The organism is Frankia sp. Cppng1_Ct_nod, from assembly GCF_920656135.1.
GTDB lineage: Bacteria > Actinomycetota > Actinomycetes > Frankiales > Frankiaceae > Protofrankia > Protofrankia meridionalis.
Map to the genome: position 1 here is coordinate 1 of NZ_CAKKTK010000099.1, position 15,188 is coordinate 15,188.

Annotated in this window: 17 protein-coding genes and 2 tRNA genes; 6 read left to right on the top strand and 13 right to left on the bottom strand. The window is 67.1% G+C overall.

Features of this window, described 5'->3' with window-relative positions; genetic code table 11:
* The coding region (locus tag NBW77_RS19990; protein WP_250280140.1) for a PAS domain-containing protein at positions 1-1,359 on the bottom strand (1,359 nt) is incomplete at its 3' end.
* Between the two features lie 499 nt (positions 1,360-1,858).
* Between NBW77_RS19990 and NBW77_RS19995 the strand changes: the two genes are divergently transcribed.
* Positions 1,859-2,578 (top strand): helix-turn-helix domain-containing protein, encoded by a 720-nt coding sequence (locus tag NBW77_RS19995; RefSeq protein ID WP_250280141.1) that lies wholly within the window; start codon positions 1,859-1,861, stop codon positions 2,576-2,578.
* Positions 2,579-2,825: 247 nt separating this feature from the next.
* On the opposite strand, the gene NBW77_RS20000 is transcribed toward NBW77_RS19995, so the two are convergent.
* A complete protein-coding gene (locus NBW77_RS20000) occupies positions 2,826-3,611 on the bottom strand; it encodes an SDR family oxidoreductase (RefSeq protein ID WP_131747703.1) in 786 nt (261 codons plus the stop codon).
* Positions 3,612-4,325: 714 nt separating this feature from the next.
* Here NBW77_RS20000 and NBW77_RS20005 point away from each other — a divergent pair.
* Both NBW77_RS20005 and NBW77_RS20010 read left to right on the top strand, forming a co-directional pair.
* Positions 4,326-4,400, top strand: a tRNA-Asp gene (locus NBW77_RS20005).
* A gap of 91 nt (positions 4,401-4,491) precedes the next feature.
* Positions 4,492-4,568 (top strand) — tRNA-Phe (locus NBW77_RS20010).
* Between the two features lie 71 nt (positions 4,569-4,639).
* On the opposite strand, the gene NBW77_RS20015 is transcribed toward NBW77_RS20010, so the two are convergent.
* From NBW77_RS20015 to NBW77_RS20045, 7 genes are all read right to left on the bottom strand, one after another.
* The gene (locus NBW77_RS20015) at positions 4,640-5,851 is read right to left on the bottom strand and encodes a tyrosine-type recombinase/integrase (protein WP_131747701.1); all 1,212 of its coding nucleotides are present in this window, start codon (positions 5,849-5,851) and stop codon (positions 4,640-4,642) included.
* 210 nt (positions 5,852-6,061) lie between these two features.
* Positions 6,062-6,397: a hypothetical protein gene (locus tag NBW77_RS20020; RefSeq protein ID WP_131747700.1), complete on the bottom strand. Its 336-nt coding sequence runs from the start codon at positions 6,395-6,397 to the stop codon at positions 6,062-6,064.
* Positions 6,398-6,588: 191 nt separating this feature from the next.
* Positions 6,589-6,783 (bottom strand): helix-turn-helix domain-containing protein, encoded by a 195-nt coding sequence (locus NBW77_RS20025; RefSeq protein ID WP_250280144.1) that lies wholly within the window; start codon positions 6,781-6,783, stop codon positions 6,589-6,591.
* Between the two features lie 35 nt (positions 6,784-6,818).
* The gene (locus NBW77_RS20030) at positions 6,819-8,564 is read right to left on the bottom strand and encodes a replication initiator (RefSeq protein WP_502799505.1); all 1,746 of its coding nucleotides are present in this window, start codon (positions 8,562-8,564) and stop codon (positions 6,819-6,821) included.
* A complete protein-coding gene (locus tag NBW77_RS20035; protein WP_250280142.1) occupies positions 8,561-10,066 on the bottom strand; it encodes an FtsK/SpoIIIE domain-containing protein in 1,506 nt (501 codons plus the stop codon). The genes NBW77_RS20030 and NBW77_RS20035 overlap by 4 nt, the downstream gene beginning before the upstream one ends.
* Before the next feature lie 119 nt (positions 10,067-10,185).
* On the bottom strand, positions 10,186-10,500 hold the full coding sequence (locus tag NBW77_RS20040; RefSeq protein ID WP_131747699.1) for a hypothetical protein: 315 nt from the start codon (positions 10,498-10,500) through the stop codon (positions 10,186-10,188).
* The gene (locus NBW77_RS20045) at positions 10,497-10,904 is read right to left on the bottom strand and encodes a plasmid replication, integration and excision activator (RefSeq protein ID WP_131747698.1); all 408 of its coding nucleotides are present in this window, start codon (positions 10,902-10,904) and stop codon (positions 10,497-10,499) included. Before NBW77_RS20045 ends, NBW77_RS20040 begins: the two co-directional genes overlap by 4 nt.
* A 195-nt stretch (positions 10,905-11,099) precedes the next feature.
* On the opposite strand from NBW77_RS20045, the gene NBW77_RS20050 reads away from it, so the two are divergent.
* A complete protein-coding gene (locus tag NBW77_RS20050; protein ID WP_131747697.1) occupies positions 11,100-11,513 on the top strand; it encodes a helix-turn-helix domain-containing protein in 414 nt (137 codons plus the stop codon).
* 104 nt (positions 11,514-11,617) lie between these two features.
* On the opposite strand, the gene NBW77_RS20055 is transcribed toward NBW77_RS20050, so the two are convergent.
* Together NBW77_RS20055 and NBW77_RS20060 are read right to left on the bottom strand one after the other, a co-directional pair.
* Positions 11,618-11,878 carry a hypothetical protein gene (locus NBW77_RS20055; protein WP_131747696.1) on the bottom strand — a complete coding sequence of 87 codons (261 nt, stop codon included), beginning with the start codon at positions 11,876-11,878 and terminating at the stop codon, positions 11,618-11,620.
* Complete coding sequence (locus NBW77_RS20060) at positions 11,875-12,162, bottom strand: hypothetical protein (RefSeq protein WP_165486224.1); 288 nt, start codon at positions 12,160-12,162, stop codon at positions 11,875-11,877. Before NBW77_RS20060 ends, NBW77_RS20055 begins: the two co-directional genes overlap by 4 nt.
* A gap of 230 nt (positions 12,163-12,392) precedes the next feature.
* Here NBW77_RS20060 and NBW77_RS20065 point away from each other — a divergent pair, with 230 nt between their 5' ends.
* Positions 12,393-13,253: a helix-turn-helix domain-containing protein gene (locus NBW77_RS20065; protein ID WP_131747694.1), complete on the top strand. Its 861-nt coding sequence runs from the start codon at positions 12,393-12,395 to the stop codon at positions 13,251-13,253.
* Positions 13,254-13,257: 4 nt separating this feature from the next.
* The gene (locus tag NBW77_RS20070) at positions 13,258-13,728 is read left to right on the top strand and encodes an NUDIX hydrolase (RefSeq protein ID WP_131747693.1); all 471 of its coding nucleotides are present in this window, start codon (positions 13,258-13,260) and stop codon (positions 13,726-13,728) included.
* On the opposite strand, the gene NBW77_RS20075 is transcribed toward NBW77_RS20070, so the two are convergent.
* On the bottom strand, positions 13,716-14,201 hold the full coding sequence (locus NBW77_RS20075; RefSeq protein ID WP_242605986.1) for an HD domain-containing protein: 486 nt from the start codon (positions 14,199-14,201) through the stop codon (positions 13,716-13,718). The two genes, NBW77_RS20070 and NBW77_RS20075, sit on opposite strands and share 13 nt — an antisense overlap.
* A gap of 611 nt (positions 14,202-14,812) precedes the next feature.
* On the bottom strand, positions 14,813-15,188 hold a 376-nt coding region (locus NBW77_RS20080), incomplete at its 5' end, for a tetratricopeptide repeat protein (RefSeq protein WP_250280143.1).

Genomic DNA, 15,188 nt, shown 5'->3' on the forward strand with positions numbered 1-15,188 from the left:
GGCCACATCCACGGCCGCCTGCCCGGGTAACCGCTGCGGCAGCAGGCTGCGCTGCAGGGTGAGAGCGGTGGCTCGTTCCCGGGTATAGAGACGCGCGTTGTCGACACAGACCGCGGCCCTGGCCACGATCTCCTCCGCGAGAACGAGGTCGTCGTCCTCGAAGGGATCCGGCCGCCGGTGGCGGACGAGGGTCGCCACGCCGAGCGTGGCTCCGCGGGCGCGTATCGGAACCGCGATGACCGAGTGAAACCCGTACCACTGAACCCGGGCGACCCGGACAGGATCCTTCGCGACCCATCCAGCGGTGATGTCCTCGTTCTGGCACAGCGTCGCCTGCCCGGTCTCCAGACAATGAGCGGCAGGCGAGCCGCTGGGGTATGAGGAGACCTGCCCAGGTCTGCGGGCCGTCTCCGGAGTGTTCTCCAGGATCGAACCGATGGCCATGCGGCGCAGCGCGACCGTTCCGGCGACCGGTCCGGGAGTCGGCTCGTCTCCACGCAGGACCGAGTCCAGTAGGTCGACAGCGACGTAGTCCGCGAGCTGGGGCACGGTGACATCGATCAGCTCCTCGGCGGTCCGGGTCACGTCAAGAGTGCTGCCGATGCGTGTGCTTGCGTCGTTCACCAGCGCCAGCCGCTGCCGTGTCTGATATTGCTCGGTGACGTCGAGCCCGACTACCAGCACGCCGCGCACCTGCCCCGCCGGATCCGTCACCGGCGAGAAGATGATCGACCAGGCGTGGTCGGACGATTCACCGGGCGACATGGTGACAACATGGTGGAACGCGGGCTCACCGCTGCGCGCCACGTCGCGTGCCCACGCCTGGACGGCTTCGGCGACCGGGCCGGAAAACACGTCCGTCAACACCCGCCCCAGCGCCTGATGCTCCTCTTCGATCCCGAGCGTGCGGCACAGCCCGTCGTTCATGCGCAGATGTCGCGCATCCGTGTCGAGGAGCGCCAGATTGACCGGCGCCTGGGCGAACGCCCAGTCCAGAAGTGCCCGGACGTCCCCGGGTCCCGGGACTTGCGGGCGTCGGGCGGCAAACCGGCGACCGACCGCGGTCCCCGAAAGGAACCACTGTGTCCTCCCGCCGGCGTCCTGCATCGGATGGGCACGGAGCTGGACGTCGAGGTGACGACCGTCCCGGCGGCGCACCGTGACCTCGCCGGCCCATGGTTCCTGCGCCTCGGCGGCCTTGCGGTCGCTGTCCTGGGGTTCCACTGCGAGCAGGTTCGCCGCGGGACGTCCGATGACCTCCGCCGGCGGGTAGCCGAGCAGACTCCGGGCCTGCACACTCCAGCCCACGACAACGCCGTCCGCGTCGACCGCGGCTGTGGCCAGTCCGTCGTCAGTCATCCTCACCCTCGCAGGATCTCTGCCCCGAGTACTCGTGGACGAACCACCGCACCGACCGTGCCGTTGTCGAGCACGAACGTCAGCGATATCGCTCCACGGATGGCCGTAGCAGCTTCACCACAAGCGGTCCGCCGGATTCATTGAGCCGTTCGACGTCTTCGGCGGTCCTTCTTCTGCCCGCGGTGGTTTCTATCGTGTCACTCTGTCTCGGAGAGTTTTCGGTGAATCTCCTGACTTTGCCGGCTTTACGTAGGGGCCGACGATGGTGTCACGCCGGTGGTCGACCTGAGACAATCCGATCCGGGAAGATCGCGCCCTCGACGTGGCAGTGACGATCATGCCGAACACCAGCAACGCTTCCGGTTCCGCCAATGCGCAATCATCACGTGGGCATCATTGATGGCCATGCAGACCACAGTAGCCGTGCTAACAGGTCGGCCGGCTCCCCGCATGATGCCGGCTTCCATATACTTCCCTTCCTATGGACAATGTGGAGCTTTTGGATCAGATACGCCAGTTGCGCAGCGAGGGGAAGTCGCCGAAGGAGATCGCCCGCGTCCTCGGCATGCCACCCTCGGCGGTCGCCTCCCTGGTGCGGACCGTCGCGACACAAGGCCACACCACAGCGGGTGAACCACAGGTCGTCGGTTGTTGGGTCAACGTCAGCTGGAGCCGGGGAATCTCGGTCGACCAGTCACACGGCTGGGCTGACGAAGCACCATCGCAGGACGACACAGGCGGGCTGGTGAGCGTGCTGGTCGCCCGCAGACATCGCTGGGATAAAGTGTCGGTGTGCGGATACCTCGCTGACGTCTACTGTCTGGGCGTCAAGAACGCCTTCGGCCCTGACATCAAGGACGAACTCGATCTGCGGAGGTTCCTGCCGGACTACTACGCCGCCTACCCGTGCGGATGGCAGGACGCGCCGATCGAGCTCGCTCAGCACATCGTGTTCGGCGCAGTCGAATACGCCCGCCGACTCGGTTTCGAGCCCCACGCCGACTTCGCGCAGGCCGCCGCCCATCTCGGTGCATGGAAAGGCCCGTCAGCCATCACCTTCGGCAAGGAAGGCAAGCCGTACTACATCTCGGGTCCGTATGACAACCCTCTCAAGGTCATCAAGACTCTGGAACGCACAGTCGGCCCGCCTCCCAACTTCGATTACCTGGTCGTGCCGGAAGCACCACTCACCCTCACCCGTCAGGATCATTTCCTGTGACAGGGTGTTTGAGAATCGTCGTTCGATCAGCAAGCCGCGTCCAGACGGTTCCTGACAAGGCCCGAACCTTATAGATCTTCGATCGGTAAGGTTCGGGCCCAGCCGATACCGGAGGAGTTGTATCGGTTTGACCGAGAACGCAGCCGGGATCCGTCTGGGCGTGGCGAGCCGGACAGATGGTTCCCAAACATGCCCTAAGTGGGCATGTTACATCATTAATCAGCCGTGCCGGCCCGCGGATCAGGGCTCAGAACAGGCTTTTGCCGTAGCCACCGTCCAGCCGGATGGTCTCTCCGGTCAGGAAGGCGGCCTTCTCCGAGCAGAGGAATGCGACGAGTGACCCCATCTCCTCCGGACGCCCCCAGCGGCGGACCGGAACCTCCTTCGCATACCAGGACTCGTCCTTCACGTTCTGCGATTTCAGGTAGTCATCCGCCAGTTCGCTGTGGAACGGTCCGGTCGCCACGACGTTGGAGGTGATGCCGTGCTCGCCGTACTCCTCGGCGAACGTCTTCATCATCCCCGCAATACCCACGCGAAGGTTGGCAAGCACCAGCGGGTCCCGGTGATGCGGCGTCTTCAGGCAGATGGAGGCGATGTTTACCAGGCGTCCCCAACGTTTTTCCATCATGTTCGGGATGACTTCCCGGGTCAGGTAGACCTGGCTCATGATGAACTGGTCGTTGGTACGAAGGAAATCCTCGTCGGCGCAGTTGAGGAAGCCCCGTCCGTAGTCGTCGCCGGGAAGCGGGCCGGGTGGGTTCGTCACCAGGATGTCGGGATGCCCGAAGGCGTTTCTCGTCGCCGTTATGATCGCGAAGGCGCCCGCGGGAGTGGTCATGTCCGCGACCACACCCAGCGCCGCGCCGCCCGCCTTTTCGATCTGCTTGGCCGTTGCCTCCACGACATCCGGCTGGCGACCCGTCAGGACGACCGCAGCCCCCTCCTTCGCCAGTTCGGCCGAGATTCCACGACCGCAGCCGCGGCTGCCGCCGGCAACGACGGCGACCTTGCCACCGAGTCCCAAGTCCATCTCTGGTTTCCTCTCTATCCGCGAAGCTGGACCTGGTCTCTATCTGCGGAGCCGGACCTGGTCGCCCCAGCCGTGGAGACGCTCCCACAGCAGGTGGCGGGTACCAGCGAAGTTGTGCCGCCTCCGGGAAAGGCGAAGAGGACGACGGGCGGTTGCGCCGGGTCGAGATCGTCCGGGCTGACCACGGTCGCAGCCAGGGACAGCCTGCCGTCGATCGGAACGCTACCGGTGACATCGATGCTCGTGTCCGTACGGAAAGGCATGCGCCTTTTATAGTGCGATAATTATGATGAAACAAGAGGGGTGCGATAAGGGCGGACGGCGGGTGGACCTTCGCCGTGAGGTTCCCGACCAACCGCCACCGCCGCATCCCCGGCCCGGTGGCGATGTCCGCCGGGAGCCGCCGGACACCCCACGGCGACCAGCAAGATCGACTACTGCCCCGCAGCGTAACTCGGCGGCCCGACCCATCGGCCCGACCCGGCGGGTCTCCCTCCCGGCCTCCGTCGCACCATCCTCACCGGGGCGCGCCCCCGCCCACCCAGGCCTGGGACCCTGGAGCCTCCGGCCCAGAAAAAACCATGGGCGATCCGCCCTTGCCTGGACGGTCCCGCCGTCCTGTATGCTTCTGTTCAGGTGCCGGGCGAGCCTCCTCCCAGGAGGGTCGCCGCAGAAACCGGCACAGCGGTGGTATAACTGAACAGCACACAGCATGGTCCCGTGGTGAAGTCTGGAGTTCACGCCGCCCTGTCAAGGCGGAGGTCGCGGGTTCGAATCCCGTCGGGACCGCGCTCGCACCATCGATCAGCATCCGCGTGACGCTGATATCACCAGGTGGTTGCGATCTGGCAGACCCTCGTATGACAGGATAGTCGAATCGGGGCAGGTAGCTCAGTCGGTACGAGCGTCCGCCTGAAAAGCGGAAGGTCGGCGGTTCGACCCCGCCCCTGCCCACCACCCCTGACCTACGGTTTTGCTATTTTGATCATCGTTCCTGGCCGCCATTGACGGCAACCCTGACGGCAACGTCAGCGAAGCTGATCGTCCAGCTTGCTCAACGCGTCCCGCATCTGGCCGAGGGATGTATGCGCGTAGATCGTCATCGTAACTTCGATCGCCGAGTGTCCGGCGATGTCCCGGACCGTGTGCGGCGGTATGCCCAGGTGCAGGAGCAAGGTTACGCAAGTATGACGGAGATCATGAAAACGAACGCCTTCGGCACCGATCTTCTCGCGTAGCGGGTACCAGCTCCGCCGGAGGTTGTCCGGTTCGATCGGCGTTCCAATCACGCTCGTGAAGACGTGGCCCGTCTCAACCCAGTCCGGCCCGGAGTGCGCCCGTTCCTCCCGCTGCCGCTCGGTATGCCGGCGTAGCGCGTCCGCGGTAGCACCGAGAAGCGGGATCGTCCGTTCTGACCGTTCCGTCTTCGGCGTGACCGTCCGAAGCTCGCCGCCGACCCGTTGCAGGTTGCGACGCACGGTAAGCGTTCCGACGTCAAGATCGATATCCGACCAGTGGAGCCCGAGCAGCTCGCCACGCCGCAGCCCGAGGAAGAGTGCAAGGACGTAGAGCGCGTGCAACCGGTCGTTCTCTGCCGCCACCAGCAGTTTGCGTGCCTGGTCGACGGTGAGCCCGCGGTTGACCTTGTACTTCGGACCGGAGACCTTCACCAGCTTCGCCACGTTCCGCCGGATCAGCTCCTCCCGTACCGCCGCCTCCAGCGCGTTGCGTAGCACAGCATGGACCTGCTGCCGCAGACGGATGGACGGCAACGACTTGCAGCACCGGCCGACCGCACAGCATCGCCGCTCGCCCTCGGCCCGCTTCTGGTCCGTCTTGTGAACGCAGCACAGGCACATGTTTTCCAGCCGCCGGAGGAACAGCCGCACGTCGGCCCCGGTCAGCTTGTTCAGCTTCTTCTTGCCGAGCGCCGGCACCAGGTGGACGCGGACGACCACTTCGTAACCCTGATACGTCCTCGGCTTGCACGCCGGCTTCACGATCTGCTCAAGCCAGTAAGTCAGGAACCGCCCGACTGTCCAACCCGTCGCCTCCGTAGGAATGCCCTGATCAGAATTCGCCTTGAGATCGGTCAGCTTCTGCCGAACCTCCTCATCCGTCTTCCCGTAGACCCGGCGCCGCTTGTACGTTCCATCGGACATCAGCATGTAGGCCGCACCCTCCCAGCGCCCGTCCTGACGCTGGTAGTAGGTGCCCTCACCGTTGATTCGCTTCGCCATCGGGGCGAGCCTCGCTTTCGAGTTCGTCGAGCGTGGGTAACCCGCTCCTCTGAGAGCCGCGAGGATCTGCGGTGGCGCCGGCCGCATCCAGGGCACTACGTGTCGCTTCGCGATCGGCCTTCGGTCGACCCTGGACACGACCTTCACCATGGCAGGTTCAAATGCCACCAGAGGAACAGGAAGAAATGAGGAAAGGGCCGCGGGTACCGGTCAGTGCGGCTGGGGTTGCGCGGGAACCTTGCGGTACGGGGTGGTGTCGGGTACCCAGCCGCCGGCCGGACCAGGCCTGTGTGATGGGCGGGTTGCCGGAAGCGCGATACCGGGGATCGCGCGGAACACCAAGACGACGTCGACGTCTCCGAGCGCTTCGATGAAGACCGCGTCGGTGGGGATCGCGACGGCGGTTCGGGCGACGTCGAAGGGGTCGGCGCCGGGTTTGATGGTCATCTCGTAGTAGCCGTGGCCGGGGCTGTTGAGGCGGACGAAGGGCTGTCCGTCGGAGGGGTCGCGCGGTGGGTCGAGGTCAGGCGGAATGATGGGTGTCACGGTCTGCGCTCCTTGCATCGGAAGGGGTGCGGATCGAGGTCCCGGTGTGGTGTTGGCGCACCCACCGGGGCCGCTTACATGATCTTTCGGGTTTGAAAGCCTACGCCGTGTCCTGGGTGGACCGCGGGCCAATGGACCGGTCAGGGTGGGTTGCCGAACACCAGCCGTCCCCCGTCCCCGCGCGAGCGTGGTCACGCCGCAGCCTCCCCGCCGCAGAGCCCGCGGAGCCGATCCACGTAGGCGACGAGCACCGCCCGAGGGATCCGCCGTGCCCGGCCGATCCGGACGGATTCGATCTGACCCGCCGCCATCAGTTCGTAAACGGTCGACCGGCCGACACCGAGGACGGCGGCGGCTTCGGTTGCGGTCAGGAGGAGCTTGTTCACGGTTCCTCGCTTGGAGTTGTTGTCAGGGACGAAGATCACGCAGCATCGCGGAGCGGAAGCCCGGTTGCCGAAACCGGGTCGGGATCCCCGCGAGCCCCCCGGGCGGCGCGGGCGGCGTCCAACTGGGCGCGCCAGCGGTGCCGGTCCGCGACCGCGCGCAGGAGCAGGTGTTCCCGGCGGGGTGTCGCCGGATCTCCGGGGTGCAGGAGTTGCCAGACGACCCGGTCGGACGCGCCGCCGCCGGTGTCCCCGGTGTGGCCGGTGTCGGTGTGGCCGAGGACGGCGAGTTGTTCCCGGACCCACGTTTTGCGATCTTGCTTGTGGTCGGCGAGTGTTTTCCCGGACCATTTCCGGGAGACCAGGACGCGGCGTCCGCCGAAGCCGAGGGTTTCCCGGCGGTGGACCTTGCCCTTGCACCGTCCCGGCACGAGCCCGGCCCGGGGGTTTTTCGGCTGGACGCCGTAGCGCAGCCAGTTGGAGCAGCCCGGCGCGCACGGTTCGTAGCGGAGTGCGTCGGCAAGCCGGTCGACGTGCGCCCGCTGCGCGTCGGTGGCGACCGCATGGCAGGTGTCCAACGACTTCGTCAAATACTTGGTCAGGTAGCCGATCAGCCGGCCGGTGTTGCTGTCGTTCGCGGTCACGCCGTCCGCGCGGACCTGCACGCCGAACCGGACCACGTGCGTAGGTTCTTCGTCGTCGCCGATGGCGTCCAACGCCTCATCCCAGGTCGGCAGCGACGCCCCGGTGTCGGGGTCGTGGTAGCCGCCGGCCTGTTCGTTCCAGACGGGCAGCCGGTCGGGGCTGTAGGTCGGCTGGTTGCAGGCTGGCCACCACACCTGGTGATAGGTCGCCGCCGCGACCTGGCGGAGCAGGACCCGGGGGATCGTGCCGCGCATCGCCGCATGCAGATGCGGTGCAAGGCGGCGTTGCGGTTCCAGGCAGGCGAAATATTGGACGTCGTACCCCACCGCCCGGCGCAGGTTCTGCCAGAAACGGTCGACGAGTTTGGGAAAGTGGATCGCGTCGCGGGCCGCCCGCCGGTAGTCGTAGCCGTCCGGGTCCACCGGCGTGCCTTCCGAGGTGACCCGCCCGTACGAGTCGCAGGTGAGGGTGAGGAACATCGACGGCCGCCACACCGTCCCATCCGACCCGGTGAACGTCCGCCCCACGGTCCGCCGGTCCACCGGCAGCCGGGGCAGATCCGGGGCATCCTGGCGCCGCCGCGTCGACCGGGTCCGCCGGGGCCGGTCGCGGCTGTCCGGCGCGGTCTTCCCCCGGACGCCGAGATCGTTCAACGCTTCGTCGACCTGCGAGATCAGATCATCGACTTCGGCGACCTGCCCGACATCGTGGCCGGTGGCGGCGTCGGTGCGGACGGCTTCGAGATCCGCCCGGAGCTGGACGAGGGTCTTCGCCTCGTCGCCGGGCGGGTCGGGGTCGGGCAACGGTTCGTCATCGAGATGCCACCCCGCCTGGCACTGCGCCATCCGCAGCTTCCGTGCTTTCTCCGCACACGGCGGACACTTGGACGCCAGGGTGGCGCCACACGGCACCGGGATGATCTCGGTTTCCCCGGTGACCACGTCCACGCGGCGCATCGCCAACGGTCGGATACACACCCCGTTCTCCACCGCGACCGCCTCCAGGACCTGGCGGGCGAGTGGCTGGCGCATCCGGGCGGCCCGGCTCCCCGCCGCCGGCTGGATACTCAAGGCAGAACCGCCCGCCGGACGGTCCGGCGGTGCGGCCGGCCGGTCGGAGGGGTCCGCGTCGTCGGTCATGCGGCCCAGCCATCGACGTCCGGGGTCCAGCCCGACCCGGCGCCGTCGCGGTCGAACCCCTGCCCGTACTCACGGACCATCCGTGCGATTTCCGCATCGTCGATCCAGGAGGCGCGGACCCGCAGCGGGTCGGTCTGCCCGTCGGCCAGCACATAGCCCACCCCCGGCATGCCATCGCTGATCTCCTCCGCCCATGCCCCGCGAGCATGAGCACCACCACCCAACACGAGATCGACCTGGTCGGCTTCGGTCATCCGCAACGCCACCCGGACCGGGAACAGGTCCCGAAACGGCAACACCTCTTTCCGCGGGTCCTGCACCGCCCCGACCACCACCACCCCCGGCGCCCGGCCCTGGGACAGCAACAGCGGCAGCGACGCCGACAGTCGCCGTTTCACCTCCCGGTCGGTCACATACGCGGTCAGGGAGGCAAGCTCATCGACGATCACAACGATCAGTGGCTGACCCACCGACGGGGCGTGTAGCCGCGACACCCCGCGCAGCCACACCGCCCGGTTCCGCATCACCGTCACCGCATCATCAAGCAGCGCGGCGATACTCGCCGTGTCGGTGGCGAACCGGGCGAACATCGGCTCACCGAACGCCAGTTCCATCCCGCCTTTCGGGTCACAGACCCATAGTTCGACGAGACCGGCACGCACCGCCGGGCCGAGCCCGCGGATCGTCGACCAGATGACCGACCCTTTCCCCGACCCGGTTGCCCCCGCGACCAGGACATGCGCGCCGAGAACCGGAAGCCGCCACGGCTGGCCGTCGTCACGGCGGCCCACGGGAATCCCGGCCAGGTCCACCGGGCAGACATCAAGATCCCAGCCGTCCCCGTCCTCGTCCTCGTCGTCGGGGTTGTCAAGGTCCACCGGCGGCACCGGGTGGGTAAGGGGGTCGCGGCGGGTGAACTCCACCCAGATGAACCCGACCCGATCCGCACGGATGCGGCAGGCCTGGGCGCGAAACGCGTGACGCAGCGCCTCTGCCTGCTCCGCCCACAACTCCGGGGTCTGCCCGTAGAGCAGCTCGACGCGTAGCCGGTCCGCCCACCGATCCGAGCGGACCTGGCGGATCCGGGGGAACGTTTCCGCGAACGCCACCCGGTCGCCGTTCGACGTCGGCACCCTGATCGCCAGGCCGGTATGCACCATCACCGGACGCCACCGCCACCGGTACACGATGAGCAGTCGCAGCCGGCCCGATGCCCAGCGGGCCAGCAAGGTAAACGACCGCCGATGCGCCAACCGCCAGGCAACCGCGACCAGGAGCAGGCCGGCGGCCAGCAGGCCCAACCCGACCAGGCCCAGCCGATCCCGGACCACGAGCACCGCGAGCAGCACGCCGACCGCCACCGGATGCCGCACCAGAAAGACGACCAGATGGGCGAACATCCGGCCGGCCAGGCCGACGAGCAGCATCCACAGCGGCACATCGACCTTCGGATGCCGTGTCGGCACGTCGGGAAACGGCCGCGAGCCGTTGATTCTGGCCATGACAGAACACACCCACCCTGCATGAAGAGGAAAAGAAAAGGAAGACAATCAGCGGAAGGGGACGGGGGAGGAAAGAAACTCGACAGCCACCCCGGAACCGCACGGGAGAACAACCAGACTCAGGCCGCTACCACGGTTCCGCCGGCCGGGTCATCGGCCGAGTTATCGGCGGCGTCGGTCGTGGTGAACCGTTCGCATTCGGCCAGGAAAACCCCCACCGCATCGGCAAGGTCCCGGGCGAAAGCCAGCGCCGCCGCCCCCACCCCACCGGAGGAAACAGCGATCGTCACCCCGACCGGACCGGAGAAGACCGACAGGATCGGGGTCCTGTCCGGGTAGCGATGGCAGATGACAGACGCCCCACCCCCCGCGGTAAACGCCGTCTCCAACCGGGTCACGGCCCCGACCACATCGGTGGACGCCTGCCCGGTCATGCCGCTGCCCGCCGGCCGCCCGTGCCGACCGGCCGCATCCCCCGCGCCCGCAGCGCGAGGCCCTGCCGTGGCTCGAAACCTTCCCGTTGGATGATCCACGGAGCGACGGTCAGCCCGTCGAACTCCACCGGCCGCAACGCCGTACCCGCCAACGGCTCCGGGGGCACCGGCTGCACCGGCGCGGCTATCTTCACCTTCACCTCCGCCGACCCGGCCCGCGCATTCGGGTCCGCGTCCATCACCCGCACCACCCACAGCAGCTCACCGGTGCCCTTGTCCCGCTCCTGCTCGATCACCCCCGCCTTCGCCTTCTCGAAGTCGTTCACCGCGTCCACCCCGAGCACGAACGCACCATGGGGAAACACATCCTCGAACCGAACCGGAATCCGCCGCGGTATCGCCATCGCCGCCCACCTCCGTAGGGATCAGGTCCGGATGTTGCCGGCAATCTCGCCGCGTTCCGGACAGCACCTACGATGGGCCACTCACCAACCGCTTGCCAAGCGATATCTGATCTATGTATACCGAGTCCGTATGAAATCCATACACCCGGCATCTAGAATCTCGACATCCGTTTGCTGTGAAGCTATTTTTGACAAGTGGCAAACAAAAACGCCGTCCCGCCCTACACCGCACGCGGCCGTGTCGAGGGTGAGAACTGGCAGGCTGTCGCCGACGTGCTGAACGCCCGCATGGCCGCGCGACGCATCGGACAGCAGGCCCTCGCGACCGCTTCAGGTGTGTCCGTGGCCACCCTGCGCCAGGTCCAGCACGGTACGCATGCCCGCCGGGTCCAGAATGCCACGCTGACCGCGATCGCGCGTGCTCTGGGCTGGCCCGATGACCATCTGATCCGGGTACTACTCGGCGACCAGCCATCCCTCGAGGCTTCTCCACCCGTGGGTACAGACCGGATGGTCGTGGCTCGTCTGGACGCGCTCGAAGGCGACTTGCGGCGCATGAACGAACGCCTTTCCGTTATCGAACGGCACCTCGGTGTGTTCGACTCCTGACATGACGAAGGGCCGGAACCCGAGCGGAGGATAGACACTCCGCCTGTGGTTCCAGCCCCTCGATCAGACCGCCCGGCCGTACCTTTGGATGAGCAACAACCGGACTATGCCGCGCTGTCGCCCTCTACTTGGTCAGCCGAACGGAAAACCAGCGTGACCTCGACGTCGCCGAATGCTTCGACGAAGTGCATACCTTCCGGGAGCGACGCCCACGCGCTGATCAGGTCCGCCGGCCGGGCGTCCGGTCGTATGGTCATCGCCCAGGTGTTCCAGGTCGAGCAGAACACCGCGGTCACGCCCGGACCGCCGCTCCCGCCCTCTGCGTCCGTTCCCATGCAGCCCCGTCCGGCGGTGTCGGCGGTCATCGGCCGCCAGCCCGGCGGATCGTGCGTGTCAGGGCCGCATCCAGCACCATCCGGCTTCCTGCCGGCGGTACGACGTTTTCGACGAAGAAGAACAGCGGCGTGATCTGATAGTCGCCCCAGCCCTGTTCGAGCGCGAACAGCTCCGCCGATCCGGCCGAGTCAAACGTGATCGTCGTGTCGCGGACCCGCCGTCCGTCCCCCGGCTCGAAACGCACCACACCCCACAGCACAGGCATCCGCTCGTGCCTGTCGCCGTCCGCTGTGCTGTCCCTGGCTACCGTCATCGGCCCTACCGTCCCGTCCGCGTCTCGGGGTTGGACGCCGACCCGGTCCCGCACAGACACCGCTTCGACGCGAGACCGGGCCGGTTGCGGACGACCTTGCCGGCGCAGGAGGCGTCACGGAAGGCCGCCGGCCGTATACGCCAAAACACGCGATCTATCCACTTACCGTATAGACTCACGGTGCTCGGTCAGAGAACGGACGGTCATGCATCCACCGTCAGGAGGCACCGATGGCGTCGGAACGCCGCCCTTTACCGCCCGCTCCCGCCGGCCTGTGGGACCGGCCCGACATGGCCGAGGCAATCACCGGCCGGGACATGGCAACCGTCCTTGCGATCTACCGGAAGTACACCGGCGCCACCCAGACACAGATTGCCGGAGCCTGCGAGATCCCGCAGTCCCACATCAGCGAGATTCAGAATGGACGCCGCCGGGTCACCAGCCTGGAAATCTTCGAGCGTCTCGCGGACGGACTCGGCATCCCCCGTACCCGCTTGGGTCTGGCCGACCGACCCGGAACCCAACCAGCGAGCGCACCGGCCCCGTCCGGCGGGCCACTACCGACCGACCTGGTCCCGGAGATCCTGCGGGTCTACCCCAACCGGACAGCGGTCCCCGGCGAGATGTGGCGGGCACTCCTACGCGGCACGCGGGACGCGGTCGACATCCTCGTCATCGCCGGACTGTTCCTCCCCGACGGACACGCCGACCTGGTCCCGCTCCTGCGGGGCAAGGCCGACAGCGGCGTGAAGATCCGCTACACCCTCGGTGACCCCGCATCCGACGCGGTGGCGCTGCGCGGAGCGGAAGAAGGCATCGGCAACAACCTCGCCGCCCGGACCCGGCTCACCCTCACCTACCTGTCCGGGCTCCAGGGCGTCCCCGGTATAGATGTCCGCCTGCACACCACGACCCTGTACAACTCGGTCTACCGGTTCGACGGTGACATGCTCGTCAACACTCACGTCTACGGCGCGCCCGCCGCGCATTCCCCGGTCCTCCACCTCCGCCAGACTGCCGGGGGAAGCTTGTTCGAGCACTACGCCGCCAGTTTTGAGAAGGTCTGGGTCACTACCGAAGGAGCCTGGTAGATCCGTGGCACGTATCGACTACTTCAACGACCCGAACGCCCCTGCCGCGAACAGCGTCGTCCCGTCGGTCACCGCCGTGGTCACCGACGAGCAGGGCCGCATTCTCATGGTCCACAAGACCGACAACGACCTGTGGGCGCTACCCGGCGGCGGAATGGACCTCGGCGAGTCGATCGCGGACGCCGCCGTCCGCGAAACCAAGGAAGAGACCGGCATCGACATCGAGGTCACCGGCCTTATCGGGGTGTACACCAACCCCCGGCATGTTCTCGCCTACGACGACGGCGAGGTCCGCCAGCAGTTCTCGTTGTGCTTCACAACCAGGATGCTTAGCGGCACGCTGCGGACCAGCAGCGAAACCAAGGAAGTACAGTTCGTCGCCCCCGCCGACCTCGACACCCTGAACATCCACCCGTCCATGCGCCTACGGATCGATCACTACCTTGAAGGTCGGACCATCCCCTATATCGGCTGACCAGCCGCAGCCAACCGGGTGAACGTCCGATCGATCGATGCCGCCAGCACAGGACGAGCACGGGCGATCGACCGTTGCACGACCGACCCTTCCCCGTACCGGGAGAAGATCTCCGCGACCCGCTCAGGGAACGTGAACCGCTGCCCCTTCGGCCCGGTCGTCATGTCCGCCAACACCAGCGCGTCCATGACGGGGGAGTCCTCCAGCTCCCACGGGGCCAGTTCCTCGGACAGGCCCCGTTCCTCGGCCTCGATCCACGCACACGAGTGATGGGCCACCAGGGCACACAGCCGATCCGTGGCGTCCGGTAGTTGCGCCAGGTACCGGGCGCCGTCCACCGGATGGAACCGCAGCAGGGCCAGCGACGGCGCATAGCCGATGTCATGCAGCCACGCCGCGGTGACCAACAGATCCCGTTCGGCCAGATCGACAGCCGCCGCAGCTTCCCGAGCCCGAGCCGCTACAGCCTGCACATGTCGCCACCGGTCACCCAACGGAATCAAAAGTTCGCTCGCTAACCGCTCGGCGGCCGCTACATCCACCCACACGACAGTACGTACCAGGCGCTCTGACGTCAGCCAAGCCGCTATAAGCCCGCTGCCATAGGCCCGCAAGTTGCCGAATTATCCGTTTTAGGATCAAGAGCGCGGCGCGGGCCGCGCCGCGCGACGGCTGCGCGTGGCGCTGGCGCGCCATGCTCGCCGGGTGCGTCGCTGGCCCGCCACCGCGCACAGCCCAGACCAGAAATGGCAAGTGTGCCCGGCATCCCAGGACCCGTGGGGATTCCGGTCGGGCCGGCCGCCGCCGGATAGGCGAATCCACGCCGTACCGAGCGGCATGGATTCGCGATGTTGGTCCTGTTCCGCGGTCAGGTTCACCGAACGCCCGAGCATGTTTCGGGATGCGCAGCCACGCGACCACCGGAGACCATTGCCGGGCACGCCAGGGCATACGACAAACGAGTAGGGGGCACGCCATCTGGCAGCCGGGAGACAGCACCAGGTCGCTTCGCTCCCCGGGCAGCCCGACCCCTCGCCCATCATGATGAGACCGGCTGTGGTCACCGCCTGAGGAGCTTTCTCCACTAGCGCTCTCGGCGTTGCCCGGAATTCGCGACAGCAGCAAGATTTTCTCTGATCATGACCGAAAAAGGGTGGTCGGGGCCGTAGACCGTCTCGGCGATCGCCAACGCCCGCTCGAACAACGGCAACGCCTCCCCGGCCCGACCCAGGTCTTGCAACGCCCCCGCCAGATTGTTCAGCCGGGTGGAGACGCCGGGGTGGTCGGGGCCGTAGACCGTCTCGGCGATCGCCAACGCCCGCTCGAACAACGGCAACGCCTCCCCGGCCCGACCCAGGTCTTGCAACGCCGACGCCAGATTGTTCAGGTCGGTGGAGACGTCGGGGTGGTCGGGGCCGTAGACCGTCTCGGCGATCGCCAACGCCCGCTCGAACAACGGC

Bases quoted from the DNA above. Each gene is read 5' to 3' on its own strand.
- NBW77_RS20000 (WP_131747703.1), bottom strand. From the start codon at position 3,611: ATGGACTTGGGACTCGGTGGCAAGGTCGCCGTCGTTGCCGGCGGCAGC.
- NBW77_RS20015 (WP_131747701.1), bottom strand. From the start codon at position 5,851: ATGGCGAAGCGAATCAACGGTGAGGGCACCTACTACCAGCGTCAGGAC.
- NBW77_RS20030 (WP_502799505.1), bottom strand. From the start codon at position 8,564: ATGACCGACGACGCGGACCCCTCCGACCGGCCGGCCGCACCGCCGGAC.
- NBW77_RS20035 (WP_250280142.1), bottom strand. From the start codon at position 10,066: ATGGCCAGAATCAACGGCTCGCGGCCGTTTCCCGACGTGCCGACACGG.
- NBW77_RS20040 (WP_131747699.1), bottom strand. From the start codon at position 10,500: ATGACCGGGCAGGCGTCCACCGATGTGGTCGGGGCCGTGACCCGGTTG.
- NBW77_RS20045 (WP_131747698.1), bottom strand. From the start codon at position 10,904: ATGGCGATACCGCGGCGGATTCCGGTTCGGTTCGAGGATGTGTTTCCC.
- NBW77_RS20055 (WP_131747696.1), bottom strand. From the start codon at position 11,878: ATGACCGCCGACACCGCCGGACGGGGCTGCATGGGAACGGACGCAGAG.
- NBW77_RS20060 (WP_165486224.1), bottom strand. From the start codon at position 12,162: ATGACGGTAGCCAGGGACAGCACAGCGGACGGCGACAGGCACGAGCGG.
- NBW77_RS20065 (WP_131747694.1), top strand. From the start codon at position 12,393: ATGGCGTCGGAACGCCGCCCTTTACCGCCCGCTCCCGCCGGCCTGTGG.